Raw genomic sequence first — 21264 nt, 5'->3', positions numbered from 1 at the left:
GGATATTGCGTGCGTAGGTATTTAAAAATTGCAAAATGGCGCGCTAATAAACAGTTTCAACAACAGCAACGTAGCTGGCAGCCTCATAAAACGAGGTTGGTTGAACGATTACAAGCCATTTGGTTTAACTTAAGTACCGCACAAAAGCTCTATCTTTTAGCATTAAGCAGCCTGATTGTTCTGCAATCGGGCTGGTTAAGTGCCACCATCACCATTATTGCGCTTGTTATTGAATTTTGGCCCAAGTTTAACCAACTTTGGCACTCGCTTGCCGGCAAAGCACTGATTTTAATCTTCTATGCCAGTATCGCTAATTTTGTGTTGGCCGGTGCGAGCGGCATAGTTAATGATGTAACTCATGTCTCAGCTAGTCACTTTAATTACACCCACAACTTTGCCACCCTGTTATATTTACCACCTTGGGCAATGGGAATAACCCTAGGTACTTTATTGTTATTTCAACTTTTTTTACCTTTCTATATCTTTGTTTTATTACTAATAAAGCCATTTGGCTCTGAGCGAATTAAATTTATAAGCCAAAGCTACTCACCGCTGTTAACCGCCATCGTGCGCTTTGTTTTAGCATCAGTGGTATTTATTAACCTGATTTCGTTTATCGACGATCAGCCACCTGAAGAAGTACTCGATAATATGGTTAGCACCTTTTTAGATAGCAAAGTCATTGCCAAAGAATCTGGTGAAGAGCAGCAAAAAGCAGTCGAACAACTCGGTGAAAAGCTTGAGCAACAACTTCCTGGAAGTGAAGAAAGCTCAGCCCCAAGCCAAGACGTCAATATAGAAGGTGACAGCGAAACCGCCGAAAACCTTCGCCAGTTTTTAGATACCAAAGGTTACTTTGAGCGCAGCAAACGTTTAATTGCGATGTTTGCTTACAGCTTTGAAGCCGATAGCTATTCACGCTGTTTAAAAGCAGAAAACAGTAAAGCCGTTGAGCTGAATGATTACGAAATAGTGCAAGTAACCCCTGATCACCATGCTGAATATGGCTATCGATTTGAAGTCATTGCTTGTGACTCGCCAGGCGTTACCCCAGTAGAAAAATAGCGCAGCAATCTATACTACTCACTTGGCTTACTGCGTTTTTCTCTTATGAAATGAAATATCGAAAGCCCAATAAAACCAAAGCAAAACCTCCAAGTTCCTATTTGCTACATTCAAATTATCATCAATAGGTAAAAACACAAAAATAAAGTGATTTAAAACCTTATTTCCCCTCATAAGAATTAAACTTAAACCATTGAAACTATTAAAATTAACATTTTAAAACCTTATAAATAAATCGCTTAGAACTAGATAAGCGACTCTATGTAAATTCCTCGCTATTGTAGTTTCCATCAACGGGCCACCAACCAACTTTGCTTCGCTGATAAAACTAATCAACCAATTAAGAGAATAAAGTTATGAGCAACTCAGCTTTAAAAATAGTGTCGATACTCGCAGTAAGCACGCTTGTTGTTACACTGCCAACCCCCTTATTTGATAGCCAAGATACTCAAAAATTAGAACAACATTTTGAGATATCTATCGAGGTTTCTATCGAGCAAATGAACAAAAAAGTTGACCATCAAATTGAGTTAAAACTCAACAAGTAATGCCCTGCTTGCCCAGAACATTGGGCAAGCTTTTTCAATTAACAGGCTAAAAGAATGAAACAACTAACTCAATTACTGCTCTCAACAATTGCTGCATCATGCTTGTTAACAACGAGTATTTGTACAGCAAAAAGTGCCGTTTGGCAGGTAAGTAAAGGTGATGAATTTATATACATTGCGGGTTCAATTCATGTTTTACCGCCCAAGGAACTACCGCTACCAGCTGAATTTAATCAAGCATATAAACAAGCCGATACCCTAGTACTTGAAGCCGATATGCCAGCGCCAAGTAATAGCTCAGCACAACTTACTATGCTTAAAGCACTGAGTTACGAAACTGGTGAAACATTAAGTAGTAAGCTCTCTGCAAAAGTAAAAAAACAATTAGAAGCACAGCTTACTCAATACGATATGCAACTTAGCGAACTCGACAGCTTTCGCCCTTTTATGGTGAGCTTGCTGATGATGTCGCTAGAACTACAAAAACAACAGCTTTTCGGTGAAGGTGTTGATAGCTATTTCGCAAAGCGAGCCCAACAAGACAGCAAAGAATTAGCTTACCTCGAAACCTTGGCATTCCAATTACACCTTTTTAAGCAATTAGGCAGCCAAGACGAAGATGCCTATATTCAGTCACAGTTAGCGCAAGTATCAAGTTACCAAGCGCTTTACAGTGCAATGCTTGATGCATGGCGCAATGGCGATATGCACGCAATGAATGAGCTAACTATCATGCCATTAAAACAACATGATCCCCTCACCTACCAAATACTCATTAAGCAACGTAATTTGAATTGGCTTAATCATATTGAGGATTACTTTACTGATCAGCAAAAAGAGTTGGTACTTGTTGGCGCTGCTCATTTGGCCGGTGAAGATAGCCTATTAGCCTTGTTAGAAAGTAAAGGCTACGTGATTGCACAGTTGAGCGCTGATGAGGAGTAAGAAAATGGAAAAAACAGACAAAACCGCTGCCGCACTTATCTGCTTATTTACTGTTTTAATTGTGCTGAGCTTTTAATAAAAAAATACCGCTCTAAGGCGGTATTTTTATTTCAATAATTTGTGCAAGCTTACGGGCGAGGAATAAAACCTACCGCATCGTAGACTGCTTTTAATGTTTTTTCAGCGCGAATACTCGCCTTTTCAGCACCTGACTTCATAATGCTATCAAGTAGTGACTGATCTTCGCGAATTTCTTTAAAGCGCGCTTGGATTGGCTCAATCATATTAACGACCGCTGCTGCAGTGTCTTTTTTCAGGTGACCATACATTTTATCTTCATATTCAGGCACTAAGTCTTCAATTGAGCGCTTAGTTGCAACTGATAATAAAGTAAGTAGGTTAGATACACCTGGTTTTTCTTCACGATCAAAGTAGATACGAGCTTGCTCGTCTGAATCAGTTACTGCTTTTTTCAGTTTCTTTTCAATCTTCTTCGGCTCATCTAATAACATGATGTAACCGTTTGGATTTTCATCTGATTTAGACATTTTCTTGAGCGGATCTTGTAAGCTCATTACACGTGCGCCGAACTCAGGAATGTATGGTTCAGGTAGTTTGAACACGTCACCGTATAGGTTGTTAAAACGTGTTGCGATATCACGTGTCAATTCAAGGTGTTGCTTTTGATCTTCACCCACTGGCACTTGATCTGCTTGGTATAACAAGATGTCTGCAGCTTGCAGTACAGGGTAAGAGAACAAACCCACATTCACGTTATTAGCATGCTTAGAAGACTTATCTTTAAACTGCGTCATACGGTTAAGCTCACCCATTTGAGCGTAACAGTTTAAAACCCAACTAAGCTGTGCATGTTCTGGCACTTGAGATTGTACGAATAACGCCGCTTTTTCTGGGTCGATACCACATGCAGCATAAAGCGCAATACCGTCCAGCACGCGCGAGCGTAGCTGCTCAGGATCTTGGCGTACAGTAATGGCGTGTAAATCTACTAACATAAAGAAACTTTCGTGGTCTTCCTGTAGCTTAAGCCACTGGTTAATAGCGCCAACATAGTTGCCTATTGTCATACCACCGGTTGGCTGAATGCCACTTAACACTACTGGTTTACTCATGATGTTCCTTTATATTTTTACTAAACTAAAAAGACGAAATTAAAATGCACTTACCTTTGGGTAAGAACGGGTATTATATCTAAGAAATTCTCGCAGAGGTACTCTGGATTGAAATCAGCGAGGTTTTCACCTTGGTTATAGCCATAACCGAGTGCGACAACGTCAACCTTAGCAGCTTTTGCTGCCAAAATATCACTTTTTGAGTCGCCTATCATAACCGCTTTGGCTGGGCTGACATCTAATTGCTGACAAGCAAATAGTAAAGGCTCAGGTGATGGTTTCTTTGCCATATCATCACCACATACAATCAACTGAAAATGACTAGTCAGTGAAAGCTTATCAAGTAACTTTTCGGTAAAACGACGTGCCTTATTGGTGATCACCACTTTTGGAATACCAGCAAGTGCAGCAAGCCCAGTTTCTACATGTTGATAAAGCGCACTGTAGTCACCTACAACTTGGTCATAGTGCTGATAGAACAAATTAATTGCACGCTCAGTAAGGGCTTCATCTAAATGCTCACTGATTTGCATATCGCCACTCAAACCACGCTTTACAAGTGTTTCTATGCCATTACCTACCCAGCTCTCAACTAGCTTTTGTGTAACAACCGGAAATGCGAGGTCAGTTAGAGTCAGATTCATCGCAATGTATAAATCATAAACACTGTCGACTAAGGTGCCATCTAAATCGAAAAATGCCGCATCGTATTTCATGACTCAACCTTTGCAAGCTCGCTGCGCATCGCATCGATAACAGCCTTGTAATCTGGTTGATTGAAAATCGCTGAGCCTGAAACAAACATATCAGCGCCCGCTTCTGCAATTTCAGCAATGTTATCAACACCAACGCCACCATCAACTTCTAAACGAATATTGCGACCCGAGTCATCAATAATTTTACGCGCTTGGCGAAGCTTTTCGAGGGTATGAGGAATAAAGCTTTGGCCGCCAAAGCCAGGGTTAACTGACATTAATAGCACTACATCAACTTTATCGAGCACATGCTCAAGGTAGCTAAGGCTGGTTGCAGGATTAAATACAAGCCCAGCTTGGCAACCGCTGTCTTTTATAAGCTGTAAGGTACGGTCAATATGCTCACTTGCTTCAGGGTGAAAGCTAATAATAGAAGCGCCCGCTTCAGCAAAGTCGGGAATTAGGCGATCGACAGGTTTCACCATAAGATGCACATCAATCGGGGCTGTAATACCGTAATCGCGCAGTGCTTTACAAATCATTGGGCCAAAGGTTAGGTTTGGCACATAATGGTTATCCATTACATCAAAATGTACAACATCTGCCCCACTTGCGAGTACTCGATCAACATCTTCACCTAAACGGGCAAAATCAGCTGATAAAATAGAAGGGGCTATTAAATACTTTTGTAATGTTTCCAACATAAGAGATTCCATCATAATTTGCGACTGCAAGAAGAGCGCATAATGTAACCCAATCGACAGCTGATTAAAACACCACAGCTAACTGTTAAAACGCTATTGCTCAAGGCCAATCCTTTTAGCTTATTGAATTAATGTAAATTTAATCAAAAATTGAACAATCGTTCTATTCAACTGCTTGCATAAATGCATTTAAATGAAACAAAATATAAACATAAAATTTACTTTAAAAGGCTAATTTTATTAAATTTTTATTTAATTCAGCCGTAATTAAGTTTGTTATTTGAGCAATTGTTATGTATGCTTGTCTAAATAACACAAACAAGGGTTATTCTCATGCGTGCTTTTAAAATAGGGATCTTAATCGCGTCCGCACTTACGGTTGCTGCGTTTGTATCTTTCTCATCTGCTGATGAAGACGACTTTTTAGCAGCGGCGTCTGGCTGCTCATGCAATACGCTTAACGCATCATCATCTTCTGCTCAATGTATGAAAGCAGAACAAGAAACAGGATGGTTTTCTTGGTTAACGGGTGATAGCCGCAGCGCTCAGTTCCATTATCTTGATTTACTTGAGTTATTAACAAGTAGTGAAGAGTCTAAGAAAGTTAGCGGTTTAGGTTCTAAGTTCTAAATCGCATGAACAAATTCATTAGTGCATTACAAAGTGTCTTTGCGGCATTTTTTGGTGTGCAATCAGAAAATAAGCGTCAAGCTGACTTTAAAGAGCACTCGCTCAGTACTATTATCGTCATTGCCCTCGTTTTATTCAGCCTGTTTGTAGCAGCGATTTATTTCACCGTTTCTTTGGTGCTAAATACATAGCCATTAGCTCATTCACTTTATTACGTGAACCGCCCTTCGGGCTAATCGTGCGTTTTACCTGAATTTCATCCAGTGATGCTTGGCTGTAGATCTTACGAGTCCACACCGTATCGTGGTTAGAAATAAGTACCGGCGTGTTATTTTCGAATGCTGCTTGCTCAGCTAAATTCGCCAAGTTTGCTTGATCATCTAAATTGAAACCGCCTTTAGCGTAAGAAGTAAATGATGCTGTTTTACTCAACGGCACATAAGGTGGGTCGCAATACACAACCGCATTATTAGGAATGAGCTTAAAGACCTCGTCATAACCTAAACACGTAAAGGTGGCTTGCTGAGCTTTTTCAGCAAAGAAGTGCATTTCTTTTTCAGGAAAATACGGGCGCTTATATTTACCAAAAGGAACGTTAAAAATACCTTTAAGATTGTAGCGACACAGACCGTTATAACCATGACGATTCATGTATAAGAATAAAATTGCGCGCTCATACACATCGCTGCTCTGATTAAACTGAACACGGTACTCATAATAGGCTTCAGGATGGTTATTGAGCTCTACAAATAGTTTTTTTGCATCGCTGATAAACTCGTCAGGCGTGCGCTTTAGCTCAGTGTACAGGTTGATCAGATCCGCATTAATATCATTTAAAATATAATGCTTAAAATCAGTATTGAGAAATACAGAGCCAGCACCAACGAAAGGTTCAACTAAGGTGTCAGCATCCATACTCGCTTGCTTCAAGCGGGTACGAATATCTTCAACTAGGCTGTATTTTCCACCCGCCCATTTAAGGAAGGCTCTGGTCTTTTGCTGCATCTGCTCTTAACTTCAATTCGGTGTTGCGCGATTTTACACTAATCAGTTTTAATTTACTGATTTAGTGAAGCGATTTCTTGTTTAATTTTACTTATTTTTTTATAAAACGGCTGATTTTTACGCACATTATCAGAAAGTGTTGTTACGCCCTTCTTAGCATCATTCAGTGTGGCATAACTGCCATAAGTTACGATCCACCACGACTTACCGCTCCGTAAGCTTTGGTAAGTATTTACCTGCCCTTGCAAGCCATTTTCATTAATAAACTTATCACTGATCTCTTGCTTAGTGACCGCTAGTAATTGGATTACAAAATTGTCGTCTGGCTGAGACAAATACCACGCATTTCCTGCTAATGGCTGCTCTGGCTCAATTGCAGACTCGGCTTGCTCAGCATCGCTGATAATAGCTGCTACAACTTCATCTGTCGTTGGTTGCTCAGTCTCTTGTGTAACTGGCTCTACTGGCAAAAGGCTATCAACAATCGCAGCCACGTTATTGTTATGACTTTCATTGTCATGGTTTTTACTGTCAGAGCCATCAACTGGCATCTCGGCAGCCTGAGTCGTGTTATCATCATCATTAGTAGCAACTGACTGCTGTGCTGGAGGCTCATCTTGAGCTTGTTCTGTAACGAGCTCTTTACTCTCTACAGGGCCATTAACTACTGCTTCTGCAGGTAATGCAGTTGCCACAGAGCTTGTTGTATCTTGTTGGTAATGTGCTTTCCACCACTCGGTCATATCAGCTTTATATAAAAAGCCAATGATCAGCAGCATGGTTGTGATTAAGAGCAAAATTATATAAAGCAGTTTATAGCTTTTCTCGGGTGCGCGAATATCCGCAGTTTGCTGTTCAGGCTGCCAAGCTAGCAATAAGGCAGGGTTACCATGCGCTTCTTGTAAAAATGTGCGAAAAACTGGGTCTTCTTCAACAGGGAGGTTATCGAAAAACCAACGCATAAGTTGCTTACTTTCGCTCAAGTTAAGCGCTTCAAGGTGAATTTCGACCGCTTGGCTAAACTGGCCGACCGATTGTGATGCAATCAATATGTATAACGTGCTCGGGCTTTGCTTGGCAAGAATTTCTAATTGCTGAATTAACTCTTCAGATAAATGACGCCCTCCATCAATCACCCATAAACAATCACCACAAGGCTGTTGCTTATAGAGTTGATAGAAGTTTTCAGACAAACTCAAAGAGTGATCAATTAGTGGGTTGCTAAAGCTTTGTTCTAACAGTTCAGTCATAAACTGTTGGTCGGTCATTTTTCCAGACAACTGAACAAACGCTTTATTAAAGTCGAGGTATTTATCAGTAATGAAGGTTTCTAATAAATAGCTTTTACCAAGGCCTGACGGGCCAAGTAAGCAAATTAGATTTTGCCCATATTCAAACTGCAGAGCGATTCGATCAACTAGCGCAGCACGGCTAGGCAATATTTGCGATTGCATTAGCGCGCTATTAAATCACAAACCTGCTGATCAGTAATATCACTTACCAGCGCACATTGACCAAATTGGGTAGGAAGAATAAAGCGAATAGTGCCTTTTTTGTTTTTCTTATCTTTACGCATATGCGTTAAAAACTGCTCGCTTGTCATTTCTGCAGGAATATCGACTGGTAAATCATACTCAGCAATCAATTTAACAATGCGTTCAACTTCTGTAGCAGTTAAGTCATCACGGGTATGTGCAAGGCGTGCTGCCAGCACCATACCTGCGGCAACGGCTTCGCCGTGTAGCCAATTACCGTAACCCATTTGTGCTTCGATAGCATGTCCAAAGGTGTGCCCTAGGTTAAGTAAGGCGCGTAACCCTGCTTCTTTTTCATCTTGTGCAACAATCAAGGCTTTGATTTCACAACAACGGTAAATCACATGCTGCAATGTTTGCTCATCAAGTGATTTAAGGTTAGCGATATTTTGCTCTAGGTAAGCAAATAATTCAGTGTCGTAAATAAGGCCGTATTTAATGACTTCTGCCATACCGGCTGCGAATTCACGCTCAGGTAAAGTATGAAGTGATTGCGTATCGATAAACACGGCTTGTGGTTGGTAAAACGCACCAATCATGTTTTTACCAAGTGGATGGTTTACTGCCGTTTTGCCTCCAACCGATGAATCCACTTGCGAAAGCAAGGTAGTTGGTACTTGAATAAAAGGCACGCCACGTTGATAACATGCAGCAACAAAACCCGTTAGATCACCTACAACACCGCCACCTAAGGCAATAAGGCATGTATCTCGACCACAGTTATGTTCAAGTAAGAACGCCGATATCTTTTCAAACCACTCAAGTGATTTATATTGTTCGCCATCAGGGATGGTAAAAGATAACGGGTTAAGATCAACCAACGACGTCATTACATCATCAAGATATAAAGGTGCAATGGTGTCGTTGGTGATAATGATAGGTCGACAATCGCCGATGTGCTCGCGTAGTCGACCAGTCTCTTTAAGAGCAGATTGACCAATATAAATAGGATAACTTCGCTCGTCCAAATTAACTGTTAATTCAAGCATAGCTAGTTTCCTTTTTATTATTGGTTTTTAAAAATCTAATTTCTCGATGATTTGATTAGCAACAACTTTCGCGCTTTGCTCATCAGTGCGGACAACAAAATCAGCAACTTCTTTGTATAACGGTTCGCGTTCTTCAGCTAAGCGTTCTAATACATCACGCGGTGCTTCTTCTGTTTGCAATAATGGGCGACGCTTGTCGCGCTGCGTGCGTGCAACTTGCTTTTCGATTGGTGTCTCTAGGTATACAACGATACCGCGAGCAGATAGCTTGTTACGCACTTCTTTACTGATCACAGAACCACCACCAGTTGCAAGAACAATACCTTGCATCTCAGTTAGGTCTGAAATTACAGTTTCTTCACGAAGTCGAAAGCCCTCTTCACCCTCAAGATCGAATACCCAAGCAATGTCTGCTCCAGTACGACGCTCGATCTCTTGATCTGAATCGAAAAATTCAAGGTGTAATTGGTCAGCAATGTGACGACCAATTGTGCTTTTGCCAGCCCCCATAGGGCCCACTAGAAATATATTACGTTTCTCAGCCATATCTTTTTAGTACAAACGAACTCTAAAATTTGAAATAAAACCCCGCCTAACGACCTGGCCCCAAAATTAAGGAGGGGATTATCTCAGTAATTGCTTGGGTATTTCAAGTCAATTAGCATAAAAAGCTAGATAACGAGCAATTAAACATGCTAATTGCTCGTTGCTTAAGAAAAAATCACTTAATCGATTTGAATTTTTGGTGTTACAAAGATTAACAGCTCTTTCTTCTCGTTAAATTCACTCGTACTTTTGAACAATACGCCTAAGTAAGGAATATCGCCTAACAGAGGTACTTTCTTAGTTGAGTTAACGATTTGCTGTTGGAAGATACCACCAAGCACCACAGTTTGGCCGTTTTCTACTAATACCTGAGTTTGAATTTCTTGGGTATTAATTGCTACAGCAGAACCTGTTGGTGTTTGTACTGTATCACCACGCGTGTCTTGCGTGATAACGAGATCTAAAATCACTTTGTTATCAGGGGTGATATGTGGCGTTACTTCTAAGCTCAATACTGCTTTTTTGAAGGTTACTGTCGTTGCACCACTTGATGCTGCTTCAACGTAAGGGATCTCAGTACCTTGCTCAATACGGGCTTTTTGTTGGTTAGCCGTCGTAATACGAGGACTTGCGATAATCTCACCACGGTTTTCTTCTTCAAGAGCACTTAGCTCTAAATCTAATATAGTGCCGTTAGCTAATTTAGCTACTTGAACACCAATACTACCCGCAGGGCTAGAAACCGGTAAGTTAACATTTAAGCGGTCAGAAATACTTGGGATATTATCGTAAGAGCCAGCACCAAACATACCACCAGCGCCCTCTAATGTGCCAGAGATAGCACCGTCGCTTCCTACATCGCTGATACCCCAGCGCACACCTAAGTCTTCTTGCACATTATCATTCACTGTTACCATACGTGATTCAATCACCACTTGCTTAACAGGAATATCTAAAGTTTCCACCATACGGCGCACGCTTTCGATGCTTTTCGCTGTATCTTTGATAAGTAAGGTATTAGTACGTTTATCAACAGACACACTGCCTCGCGCAGAAATAATGCTGTTGGTGTCTGTTTTCAATAAGTCAGCAAACTCTTCTGCTTTAGCATAGTTAAGGCGGATATATTCACTGTAAAGTGGCTCTAAATCCTCAACTTGCTGTTTTGCCTTAAGCTCTTTTGCTTCACGTGCGGCAAGTTCTTCTGATGGTGCAACCATCAAAATAGTACCGTCCATGCGCTTATCAAGACCTTTAATTTTAAGCACAACATCAAGTGCCTGATCCCAAGGAACTCCATCTAAACGCAATGTGATATTACCTGTAACTGAGTCACTGGTTACTAAGTTAAACTCGTTATAGCCTGCAATAATCTGTAACACAGAGCGAATTGGAATATCTTGGAAATTAAGGCTCATTGGGCGACCTTGATATTCAATACCGCCTTCGAGGTAGGCACGCTGTGTATCATCTTTTTCAACAGTTAGCGTAAAGATATTTTCAATTTGTTGGTGAGTAAACTTAAACGCTGCATTTGGCTCAACCACAATGCGCGTCATATTACCTTCTTTGAAGGTTTCGATGTTACTTACAACCGTACCAAAATCCATCACATCTAATTGATACAATAAGTCGTCTAAAATATCAGTGTGGTGGAACTCAGCAATAATTTTGCCGCCACTCTCATGAACATCAATTGCTGCTTGCGTATCTTGTAAAAAAACTAAAAGACGTGCTTCGCCTTTCTCACCACGGCGAAAATCAATCGACTGTACTGTATTAATAAAGTTGCTAGACGCTGTCAGTCCATCCGCTGAATCATCCGTTGCGATTGGGTTATCTGAAACATGCAAAGTAACGATATTGTCTTTCGCCATTGTTTTATAAATTTTTAGCTTATCTAACGTTACAACAACTTTTAAACCGTCTGCGGTCAAGGTGCTGGTTACATGCTGGATACCTGCTTGGTTAACTGGCACATCACGCACTTCATTATCAACACCTACATTACTGAAAAGCATTTCAATACGAGCAGGGGCGTTATATACCTGAACTTTTGGTTCAAATGTTAGCGCTTCATCAAATACTAGCTGTAATTGTGTTTCGCCTTTCATTAGCGGGTTATAACGTACGTCATACAGTAAAGGGGCAGCGATTGCTGTCTGCGTCAAAATTAAGGCTAATGCAGCTAACATGAATTTATGCATGTGTTTTAACCAAGCCATTCCTTTATGCATCTTCTTTTTACCTTTCATAAGATTAACTTGCACCATTTGTTTCCGCCTCTAACATTTCTAGCTTAGTCAGGCGCTCTTTCCAACAACCAGCCCCATCCGGGATTAATTCTAATAATTCTATATAATTGTCGTGCACTTGTTTAATTTCACCGTGATACAAACCAATATAATTACCTACAGTAACTCGATAAAGCGTATCGTCTGCAGCTTTTATCAGTGCCCACGTATTACCAACACGGCCAATAGTTCCTTGCATAACAAGGTTATCTAGCGGGTACTTTTCAAGTGGTTGACGAACACGATCAGGATCTGGGTGTAAGCAGTTTTTAACTTGCACTAAATTGCTCTGAATAATTTCCGGTTTAGGCGCCACAAATGGACTACGTAATTTTCCGGCATTATAAGCAAAGTGCTCGAATTTAGTGATCTCAGGAATCGGCTCAACTTTAGGTGTTGTACTTGCTTTAACCTGATCAATAAACTCTTTTTGTTCTGAAGTATCATCATTACACGCGCTAAGTACAAGTGTCATCGCAATAATTAAGGGAAGCTTTTTCATTTTTTAGTGCCCCCTTCATAACGATAAGTCTTAGCAACAACACTAAAAGTGAGTTCATTATTGCCGAGAGTTTGAATAGTAAAGTCATGCAAACTTACAATTCGCGGTAACTGAGCAACTTTACCAACAAATTCACCAAATTCATGGTACGTCCCGACGACTTCTATTTTAATTGGCAGCTCTGTATAAAACTCTTTTTCAACTTCAGGTAACCAGCCAATTTTCAAAAACGTCAAACCACTAGTAGTACCAACGTAAGATAAGTCATCTAACAAACCAGGTGTCTCGTTCGAGGTTGGTAAGCGTTTTAAAAGCTGCGAGAACTTATCTTCCATCTCAACCATTTGCTGGCGATAAATCTCTAAATTACTCGCAATAGCATATTTTGCTTTGTATGTTTGGCGTAGCTCGGTTTCTTTGGCTACGGCACTGTGATAACTGGCGATTTCGTCAGAAACTAATAAGCTGTAACTAAAGTATAAAACCAGCGCAGCCACAAACGCACAGCACAGAGCTTTAACAGCAATAGGCCAATCGCCCATGTTTTCAAGCTCAATTTCATTCCAATCTATGTCTGTTAACGCTTTGATATCAAGGTTCATTGCGTGCCTCACCTATCTGATCAAATGGTTTAACGTAAAAATCCATATTAAAGTCACTCAATAATCTTGAGGTTTGTTCACCTGCGACAATACCTTGCATAATAGGTCGTTCTAATAAATATGAGCTCTGAACTTGACGCAGCATGGTAGATAAACGGTTATTTGATTCACTGCGACCAATTACATGAATGCGGTCATCACGACGTTCAAGTTTCGTTAAATAAACCCCAGCAGGAACAATCTTGGCGACTTCATCCATGATTTGTGTACCTAGGTTACGGTTACTTTGTAGCTCTTCGATTAGACGCATACGCTGTTGTAAGTTTTCTTTTTTCTTATCAAGTTCGTTAATTTCACGGATACGTTGGTTCAATAAAGCTATTTCTGTATTCAAAAAGTTATTTTTTACATTTTGCCCATCGCGTAATCCGCCATAAAAAGAACTTAGTAAATACATACTTAAGAAGCTAATAACAACAACGCCGAATAACACAGTAACGAACTTATTTTGTGAGTCTTTTCTTTGTTGTTCGCGCCAAGGCAGAAGGTTTATATGTGGCATGATGAAAAGCTCCTTAATGCCAATCCTGTGGCTATCGCAAATTGCGTGCGGTGACGCTGCAACATATTGCGATCAATCTTTGGCGAAATTTCAATGTTAGCAAATGGTTCAGCAACAACAGTGTGAATGCCTAGCTCTTCAATTAGGAGCCTATCTAAGCCTTCGATCATAGCTGTGCCGCCAGTCAGAACAATGTAATCAACTTGATCTTTACCACTGGTTGTTAAGAACATCTGCACTGCACGACGAACTTGTTGTAACAATGAAGTTTGGAATGGAGCTAAAACTTCGAAGGTATAATTTGGTGGTAAATCACCTGTAGTTTTACCAATTTCAGCTTCATCAAAGCTTTTGTTGTAATACGCAACAATGCTATTGGTATACTGGTCGCCACCAAATACTTGGTCACGGGTGTAAATTGTTTCACCTTCTTGTACAACACTAACAAGCATCAGCACAGCACCAATATCAACCACAGCGACACATTTATTGTATGCATCACTAGGTAATTGTTGATAATACACATCCATTGCTCGACTTAGCGCATAAGTTTCTACATCGACAACCGCAGCTTTTAAGTTGGCTGTTTCAAGAGCACCAACTCGCGCTTGCACACTTTCAGTTCGCGCAGCAGAGAGAAGAACATTCACTTTACTTGGATCAGCTTCATTGATGGCAAGTTTTTCAAAATCGATATTTACTTCATCAAGTGGGTATGGGATTAAACTATCAGCTTCGATGGCAATTTGTGACTCTAATTCAGCATCTGTTAATGATACATCCATAAAAATCACTTTCGTAATTACAGTTTGACCTGAAACAGCTACTGCTGCGGTTTGCACTGATTTAGGAATTTTTCTTTTTAGTTTAGCGATAACATTACCTATCGCTTCTATGTCTTGAATAGAACGCTCAGACATAGCGCCTTTAGGCATAGGTTCAATAGCTAACGCTTCAAGCCGCAAACCTGCGTCTGTCTCTTGCAGCAACACTGCTTTTATACAGTGCGATCCGATGTCGATTCCTACCATCATAGATGAAGGCTTTTTAAATAGCTGACTTAGCATGTTTGCAACTTGGCCTTTGTTTTAATAATAAACAAGTTATAATTTTTATCTGAAAAAATATTATTCATTTTTTAATCAATATATACTAGCAGTCTCCGATTCTAATTGGGAGTCCATTTAGGGAAAATATAAGTGATTTTATTAAAGCGAACTTTACAATTTATTATCATCTGCTCATTTTTAGGACTAATCACTTTAGTTGGTCTATACTATTACGTTAAACCTGATATTCCTAGCGTACAGGTTCTAAAAGACGTTCAATTACAGACACCTATGCAGGTATTCTCACGTGATGGATTATTGATTAACCAATTCGGTGAAAAACGCCGCATTCCCGTTACAATAGATCAAATCCCCCAACCGTTAATCGATGCAATTTTAGCAACAGAAGATAACCGTTTTTACGAGCATATTGGTATCGATCCAATTGGTATCGTCCGTTCAGCCATTGTACTCATATCTACAGGCGAAAAGAAACAAGGCGCAAGTACTATAACCATGCAGCTTGCCCGTAACTTCTTCTTAACTAGAGAAAAAGCATACATTCGTAAGGTCAAAGAGATCTTTATCGCTTTACATATTGAAAGTATATTAAGTAAAGACGAAATCCTCGAATTATATTTAAATAAAATTGAATTAGGTAACCGCGCTTTTGGTATTGGTGCAGCAGCACAAGTTTACTACGGCAAAGACCTCAATGAGCTTACTTTAGCGCAAATGGCGATGATCGCTGGTTTACCTAAGGCTCCTTCAGCCCTTAACCCTATTCGCAACCCTGTACGCGCAAAGGCTCGTCGCAACGTTGTACTAGGCCGTATGTATACCGAAAAGTATATTACACAGAGTGAATACGAAGAGGCTATCAATGCGCCAATTACAGCTAAATTCCATGGTGCAGAAATTGAAGTGTACGCCCCTTATATCTCTGAGATGGTGCGTGCTGAAATGGTTGAACGCTATGGTCATGAGCGTGCTTACAATACTGGTTTCAAAGTTTACACCAGTGTTGATTCAAATATTCAGCAAGCTGCACAAGATGCCATTGTTGATAATCTACACGCTTACGACATGCGTCATGGCTACCGTGGTGCGACGGCTCAGTTATGGGACAGTGAAAACGAAAGTCCACTTAGCCAAGAAGAGATCTTATCTAAATTAAAAGATGTCAAAGAGTTTGGCCCACTATTAGCTGGTGTTGTAACTAATGTCGCTGAGCAATCAATTGATGTGCTATTAAAAAGCGGCGAACAAGTGACGGTTGAGTGGGATGGTCTAAAATGGGCACGCAAATATATTACCCGTTACCGTCAAAGTTTCGCACCAAAAACGGCTACTGAAATTTTATCAGCGGGAGCGCAAATTTGGCTGCGTAAAAATGCAGATGAAAGCTACATCCTTAGCCAAGTACCAGAAGCATCGAGCGCACTTGTTTCACTTGACCCACAAGATGGTCGTATTAAAGCCATTGTCGGTGGTTATAGCTTTGAACAAAGCCAATACAATCGCGCAGTTCAAGCAAAACGCCAGGTTGGTTCAAATATCAAGCCATTTATTTATTCAGCAGCACTTGAAAACGGCTACACACTCGCTTCAATTCTTAACGATGCACCAATTAATCAATGGGATAAAAGCCAAGGTGTAGCATGGCGCCCTAAGAATAGCCCGGCGGTTTATAATGGCCCTATCCGAATTCGCCGTGCACTCGCTCAATCTAAAAACGTAATTTCTGTACGTTTACTACGTGGTGTAGGTCTTGAACGTACAGCAGATCACTTACTTAAGTTTGGTTTTTTAAATAGTGATATTAATCGTAGCGAGTCATTGGCCCTGGGTAGTGCCTCAATCACTCCTCTTGAACTAGCTCGCGGAATGAGTACTTTCGCCAATGGCGGCCACTTAATTACCCCTTACTTTATTTCTGAAATTCAGGATTCTGCTGGTAATGTGTTATTCAAAACAGAGCCAGAACTTGCCTGTGATGAACCTGAGCAGGTTGTTACACCAGAGTTTGCATCATTAGATGATAATCAATTGGATCAGGCACAAAGTGTGAGCACTCCGCGTTGTGCTCCGCGTATCATTTCAAAGCAAAATGCATTCTTAATTTCGCAAGCTATGCACAGCGCAATTTGGGGTGGTGGTAGCTGGACTCACAAAACCGGCTGGAGTGGTACAGGCTGGCGTGCACAAGCACTTGATCGTCGCGATCTAGCAGGTAAAACAGGTACTACTAATGACTCGGTTGATACATGGTTCAGTGGCTTTAACCGCAATGTGATGACCTCGGTATGGGTTGGTTTTGATAACCCTGGAAAAGCCCTTGGCCGCTCGACCTACAATAGTAACCTTGATAAGTCACAAATATCTGGTGCAGAATCGGGTGCAAAAACCGCGCAACCTGCATGGGTCGACTTTATGCGTGCAGCTCTTGATGGCATGCCAGAAGCACCTATTGAGTTTCCTGAAGGTTTGGTATCGGTTCGTATCGACTTAGCAACAGGTCTTTTAAGCCATAAGAATGACTATACCAGTCGTTTTGAATACTTCATTAAAGGCACAGCACCAACCAAGTACGTACTTGATCAACCAACAGACGTATTTGAAGAAAAGCTCAGCACAGAGGAAGAGTTGTTCTAAATAAGTGAATTGCTATTTTGAAACAATAAAAAAGCGCCCTTGGGGCGCTTTTTGCTTAGCTATTTAAACTAAGATCAGCAAAATTATTTTAGGTTATTTACCAGCCAATATAGGTCTGAGTGCACCCCAGCGGCAGTGACTTCTTTACCCGCTCCAGGGCCTTGGATCACTAATGCATTGTCTGTATACCACTGTGAATTGATCACAAAGATGTTATCGCCCGGTTTAAGGCTTGCTAATACATCATCTTTGCCAACATTAACTAAACCAACTTGCGCCTGAACCTTGCCATCAACGAGTGTGATAGCACCGGTGTAGCGCACCACTTTGTCTTCTGCCGCAGCTTGCGCTGCTTTTTCTGTCATAAATTCATCGAGCAGCTGTTTGTTTGCAAGAAAATCTTGCCAGCTTCCTGCTGCAAGCTGTTCAGGCATCAGAGGTGTCAAAGCAATGTCATCTAGCTCTAAATCTAGGCCTAAGTCACGCGCTAAAATTAGTAGTTTACGCTGCATATCTCGGCCAGATAAGTCTTCACGAGGATCTGGCTCTGTATAGCCCATTTGCTGAGCTTGAAGCACTAAATCTGAAAACGGCACGCTACCATCGTAACTGCTACATAACCACGATAAAGTACCCGAGAATACCCCTTCAATACGGTTAATACTGTCACCGCTATTTTGTAAATCAGCTAAAGCAAAGTTAATCGGTAAACCGGCGCCTACACTGGTGTTGTAGCGCCATAGTAGATTTCGCTCAGCTAAATTAGTACGTAAGTTTTGATACCAACTATGCGCGGCAGTACCCGCATATTTGTTTGCACTGATCAAATGACAGTTAAGCTCTACAAAATCAGGATACAACTGGCTAAAAGCCTCACTGGCAGTGATATCAATCACTACTTTGTGCTCATAATCTAGCTCATTGATACGTGCTAATAACTCAGCTTTATCGTAGCTTTGCGCTTCATTATGCCACTGCTCTTGCCATGTTTCGGTATTTAAACCACTGGCACTAAAAAGCATTTGTTTAGAGCGTAAAAGAGCTACTACTTTTACTTTGTACTGAGCAGATAAACGAGCAAACTGAGCTTGTAGTTGCGATAAGAATACTTCGCCTACATTACCAAGGCCAGCAACAATAATAGCCAGCTCTTGACCTTTGTTTACCAGCTTGTCATGTAGAAGGGTTAAAACATCACTATCAATTGCCTGATCGTTTAAGATCAACACATAGTTATCGTCTTGTTGTACAAAACGCGGATGAATGCTTTGTTCTTTTAAAAGTGCTGTCGCTTGCTCTGTCAGCGCAATTACATCAGCCGTCGGTGCAACCACTGCACAGCCACTTAAATTAGACTCGACAATATTTGCACGGCCCGCTAAGTGGCTTACAACTTGGTGAGTGCTTTGACCTGGCACTAATAAGTAAGTATCGCCATCTTTAGTAAAGTGGTGCAGGCTGTGTTGAATTAACTGACTAAGTTCACCGACTTCACCACTGCTTAGTTTATCAACCCTTAATAAATCGATGTTATCTAAGGTAGTAATAAAACGCTTTGCTTTACTGTAACCTTCTTTTACTACTTCGGTTGGCGTTGCATCACAATCAAAACTACTTCTTACCACCAATTTAATTTCTGTGTCTTTTAACGGCGACAAGGTTTTTGCATGCAATACTGGGTTACCTAAACGCGCTAATAAGTTAGCTTGCTCGCGGCACACCTTGGCATACTTAACTGCATTTTTAACTTTACGGGGGTCAGTACTAAATACACCTTGTGTGTCTGTCCAGATAGACACTTGCTTAGCAAAAGTATAACTCGCTAACAAGGTGGCACTGTAATCACTGCCATTACGGCCTAATGTCACCGCATTACCTTGGCAATCTGCAGCTATAAAACCCGTTACTACGTTGATATGTGTTCTGCTAATCGCATCACTGCACTGCTGTTGGTTTTTTTGATGTAAAAGCTGACCATCATTTAGAGTAAATAACTGCCTTGCATCAACATCTTGCGCATCAACACCTAACTGATTTAGGTAAGCGGCCAATAACCGCGCCGACCACACTTCACCATGAGCAAGTAAAGGTGCTTCAAGTAGCTGCTGTTGACTAATTAATTCATTTAATACGGCAAGTTCATCTTTTAACTGTGCCAAGGCCTGTTGTTTATTCTGACCTATAAGTAACTGCTCAATTAAAGCCCGTTGATTATTATCAATAAGCAATAGAATATCGCTAACAGCTTGGCTATCTTGCTGCTGGTAACTTTGCCAAAGCTTTACCAGGGTATCAGTTGTTTTACCCGATGCCGACACAACCACGCAATCGCCCTGCTCTGTATTAGCAAGAACAATGTTCGCTACCGCATGGTAACGATCTGCCGAACTTAAGCTTGAGCCACCAAATTTATGAACAATATTTACCATTTCTTCTACCACAATGCCGTATGTGCTGGCGTTAACTTAAATGACGCGTTTTGCTGTGTATCTTGCTGTGCTTGCTTAGCTTCAGCTTTTGTAACTTGTTGGCCTTGACCTGGTTTTACTAAATTGAAAACACGGTCTAAATCTGCAATGAGATCTTTTACGTCTTCAATACCTACAGAAATACGGATCAGCGTATCGCCTACACCGGCTTCAAGGCGCGCTTTAGGCTCCATACCTGCGTGGGTCATTGTTGCAGGGTGACAAATCAAGCTTTCTACCCCACCTAGCGACTCAGCAAGGCTAAAGTCTTTAAGGCTTGTTAAAAACGCTGCTGCATCGTTGATATCGCCTTTAATATCAAAGCTCACCATGCCACCAAAGCCACGTTGCTGTGCTTTAGCAAGCTCATGTTGTGGGTGAGAAGCAAGGCCTGGGTAATAAACTTGGCTTACATAAGGTGAGCTTTCTAAATACTCAGCAATGGCAAAGGCATTTTCTTGGTGCTGCTTTAGGCGTACATTTAAAGTACGTAAACCACGAAGCGTTAAGTAGCTGTCAAATGGTGCACCAGTAATACCGATATTATTCGCCCACCAAGCAAGCTCGTCGCCTAGCTCTTGCGTTGCAGCAATCACTGCACCGCCCACTACATCAGAGTGACCATTGATGTATTTAGTTGTTGAGTGCACAACAATATCAACACCAAACTCAATTGGGTTTTGTAATGCAGGTGATAAGAAGGTGTTGTCAGCCGCAACCAAAGCACCGCACTGCTTAGCAATACTAGTAATTGCTTTAATATCTGTTAAACGCAAGATTGGGTTACTTGGCGTTTCAATCCAAATCAACTTGGGTTTAATCGCTAAAATTTCTTGGAGATTTTCAGTTTTAGTTAAATCCAAAACTTTTAGTTTTAACAGGCCACGTTTTTCAAGCGAGGTGAATAAACGGTAACTACCGCCATAACAGTCATGTGGGATCACTAACGTATCGTCACTGTTTAATAGCTGAGTGGCTAAATGCACAGCAGACATACCTGTTGCAGTTATAATACCTCTAGCACCACCTTCAAGCTCAGCTAAGGTTTCAGCTAAGATATCGCGATTTGGATTACCGCTGCGACCATAGTCATACTGGCGCTTAGTATCAAAATCAGCAAACGAATAGGTGGTTGATAAGTAAATTGGTGGTACAACCGCACCATGATGTTTATCGGCTTCGATGCCGTGACGAACAGCAATCGTCGCTTTATTTTTTTCGCTCATTTCATCACCTATTCTTAAATTGGATGTTTAGACGTCTAAAAGGTTAGATGATCAAATATGAGAAGTCAAAGCATTTATGGCTTACACATAGAAGTTTATACTTTTACACCA

Annotated in this window: 20 protein-coding genes; 6 read left to right on the top strand and 14 right to left on the bottom strand. The window is 40.9% G+C overall.

All coding sequences use genetic code 11. The annotated features are described in order from the left end of the window. The first annotated feature begins 9 nt into the window (after window positions 1–9). From AN394_RS09700 to AN394_RS09690, 3 genes are all read left to right on the top strand, one after another. Window positions 10–1065 carry a hypothetical protein gene (locus AN394_RS09700; RefSeq protein ID WP_055021383.1) on the top strand — a complete coding sequence of 352 codons (1056 nt, stop codon included), beginning with the start codon at window positions 10–12 and terminating at the stop codon, window positions 1063–1065. Window positions 1066–1421: 356 nt separating this feature from the next. After that, on the top strand, window positions 1422–1613 hold the full coding sequence (locus tag AN394_RS09695; RefSeq protein ID WP_054563345.1) for a hypothetical protein: 192 nt from the start codon (window positions 1422–1424) through the stop codon (window positions 1611–1613). Window positions 1614–1667: 54 nt separating this feature from the next. After that, window positions 1668–2558, top strand: coding sequence for a TraB/GumN family protein (locus AN394_RS09690; RefSeq protein WP_054563344.1), 891 nt, complete (start codon window positions 1668–1670; stop codon window positions 2556–2558). Between the two features lie 128 nt (window positions 2559–2686). Here the strand turns inward: AN394_RS09690 and trpS are convergent, their stop codons facing one another. The 3 genes from trpS to rpe are packed head-to-tail and all read right to left on the bottom strand — an operon-like array spanning window position 2687 to window position 5090. Beyond that, window positions 2687–3691 (bottom strand): tryptophan--tRNA ligase, encoded by a 1005-nt coding sequence (trpS, locus tag AN394_RS09685; protein ID WP_054552798.1) that lies wholly within the window; start codon window positions 3689–3691, stop codon window positions 2687–2689. A gap of 50 nt (window positions 3692–3741) precedes the next feature. Then, window positions 3742–4407: a phosphoglycolate phosphatase gene (locus tag AN394_RS09680; RefSeq protein WP_054563343.1), complete on the bottom strand. Its 666-nt coding sequence runs from the start codon at window positions 4405–4407 to the stop codon at window positions 3742–3744. Then, entirely contained in the window at window positions 4404–5090 is a 687-nt protein-coding gene (rpe, locus tag AN394_RS09675; RefSeq protein WP_054563342.1) for a ribulose-phosphate 3-epimerase, read from the bottom strand. The genes AN394_RS09680 and rpe overlap by 4 nt, the downstream gene beginning before the upstream one ends. A 333-nt stretch (window positions 5091–5423) precedes the next feature. On the opposite strand from rpe, the gene AN394_RS09670 reads away from it, so the two are divergent. Beyond that, window positions 5424–5720 (top strand): hypothetical protein, encoded by a 297-nt coding sequence (locus AN394_RS09670; protein ID WP_054552801.1) that lies wholly within the window; start codon window positions 5424–5426, stop codon window positions 5718–5720. A gap of 5 nt (window positions 5721–5725) precedes the next feature. Next, a complete protein-coding gene (locus AN394_RS09665) occupies window positions 5726–5911 on the top strand; it encodes a DUF2970 domain-containing protein (RefSeq protein ID WP_054563341.1) in 186 nt (61 codons plus the stop codon). On the opposite strand, the gene AN394_RS09660 is transcribed toward AN394_RS09665, so the two are convergent. The 9 genes from AN394_RS09660 to AN394_RS09620 all read right to left on the bottom strand — a co-directional run bounded on the left by AN394_RS09660 (window position 5883) and on the right by AN394_RS09620 (window position 14822). Next, window positions 5883–6725: a Dam family site-specific DNA-(adenine-N6)-methyltransferase gene (locus AN394_RS09660; protein ID WP_054563340.1), complete on the bottom strand. Its 843-nt coding sequence runs from the start codon at window positions 6723–6725 to the stop codon at window positions 5883–5885. The two genes, AN394_RS09665 and AN394_RS09660, sit on opposite strands and share 29 nt — an antisense overlap. Window positions 6726–6778: 53 nt before the next feature. Continuing rightward, window positions 6779–8179 (bottom strand): AAA family ATPase, encoded by a 1401-nt coding sequence (locus tag AN394_RS09655; protein WP_054563339.1) that lies wholly within the window; start codon window positions 8177–8179, stop codon window positions 6779–6781. Then, window positions 8179–9249, bottom strand: a complete 1071-nt coding sequence (gene aroB / locus AN394_RS09650; protein WP_054563338.1) for a 3-dehydroquinate synthase — start codon at window positions 9247–9249, stop codon at window positions 8179–8181. Before aroB ends, AN394_RS09655 begins: the two co-directional genes overlap by 1 nt. A 27-nt stretch (window positions 9250–9276) precedes the next feature. After that, window positions 9277–9795 (bottom strand): shikimate kinase AroK, encoded by a 519-nt coding sequence (aroK, locus tag AN394_RS09645; RefSeq protein WP_036973192.1) that lies wholly within the window; start codon window positions 9793–9795, stop codon window positions 9277–9279. Window positions 9796–9974: 179 nt separating this feature from the next. Next, window positions 9975–12068, bottom strand: coding sequence for a type IV pilus secretin PilQ (locus AN394_RS09640; protein ID WP_082401713.1), 2094 nt, complete (start codon window positions 12066–12068; stop codon window positions 9975–9977). Further along, window positions 12055–12591, bottom strand: coding sequence for a pilus assembly protein PilP (locus AN394_RS09635; RefSeq protein WP_054563337.1), 537 nt, complete (start codon window positions 12589–12591; stop codon window positions 12055–12057). Before AN394_RS09635 ends, AN394_RS09640 begins: the two co-directional genes overlap by 14 nt. Continuing rightward, a complete protein-coding gene (locus tag AN394_RS09630; RefSeq protein WP_054563336.1) occupies window positions 12588–13193 on the bottom strand; it encodes a type 4a pilus biogenesis protein PilO in 606 nt (201 codons plus the stop codon). Before AN394_RS09630 ends, AN394_RS09635 begins: the two co-directional genes overlap by 4 nt. Further along, window positions 13183–13755: a PilN domain-containing protein gene (locus tag AN394_RS09625; protein WP_055021382.1), complete on the bottom strand. Its 573-nt coding sequence runs from the start codon at window positions 13753–13755 to the stop codon at window positions 13183–13185. The genes AN394_RS09630 and AN394_RS09625 overlap by 11 nt, the downstream gene beginning before the upstream one ends. After that, on the bottom strand, window positions 13743–14822 hold the full coding sequence (locus tag AN394_RS09620) for a pilus assembly protein PilM (RefSeq protein ID WP_054563334.1): 1080 nt from the start codon (window positions 14820–14822) through the stop codon (window positions 13743–13745). The genes AN394_RS09625 and AN394_RS09620 overlap by 13 nt, the downstream gene beginning before the upstream one ends. Before the next feature lie 132 nt (window positions 14823–14954). Between AN394_RS09620 and AN394_RS09615 the strand changes: the two genes are divergently transcribed. Beyond that, window positions 14955–17459 (top strand): penicillin-binding protein 1A, encoded by a 2505-nt coding sequence (locus AN394_RS09615; protein WP_055021381.1) that lies wholly within the window; start codon window positions 14955–14957, stop codon window positions 17457–17459. A gap of 83 nt (window positions 17460–17542) precedes the next feature. Here AN394_RS09615 and metL read toward each other — a convergent pair whose 3' ends face one another. Together metL and metB are read right to left on the bottom strand one after the other, a co-directional pair. Then, window positions 17543–19888, bottom strand: a complete 2346-nt coding sequence (metL, locus tag AN394_RS09610) for a bifunctional aspartate kinase/homoserine dehydrogenase II (protein WP_055021380.1) — start codon at window positions 19886–19888, stop codon at window positions 17543–17545. Between the two features lie 5 nt (window positions 19889–19893). Further along, window positions 19894–21153 carry a cystathionine gamma-synthase gene (gene metB / locus AN394_RS09605; protein WP_055021379.1) on the bottom strand — a complete coding sequence of 420 codons (1260 nt, stop codon included), beginning with the start codon at window positions 21151–21153 and terminating at the stop codon, window positions 19894–19896. Between the last annotated feature and the right edge of the window lie 111 nt (window positions 21154–21264).

The sequence above is a fragment of the Pseudoalteromonas sp. P1-26 genome, from assembly GCF_001401795.1.
GTDB lineage: Bacteria > Pseudomonadota > Gammaproteobacteria > Enterobacterales > Alteromonadaceae > Pseudoalteromonas.
This window is presented reverse-complemented; position numbering and strand designations above follow the sequence as displayed.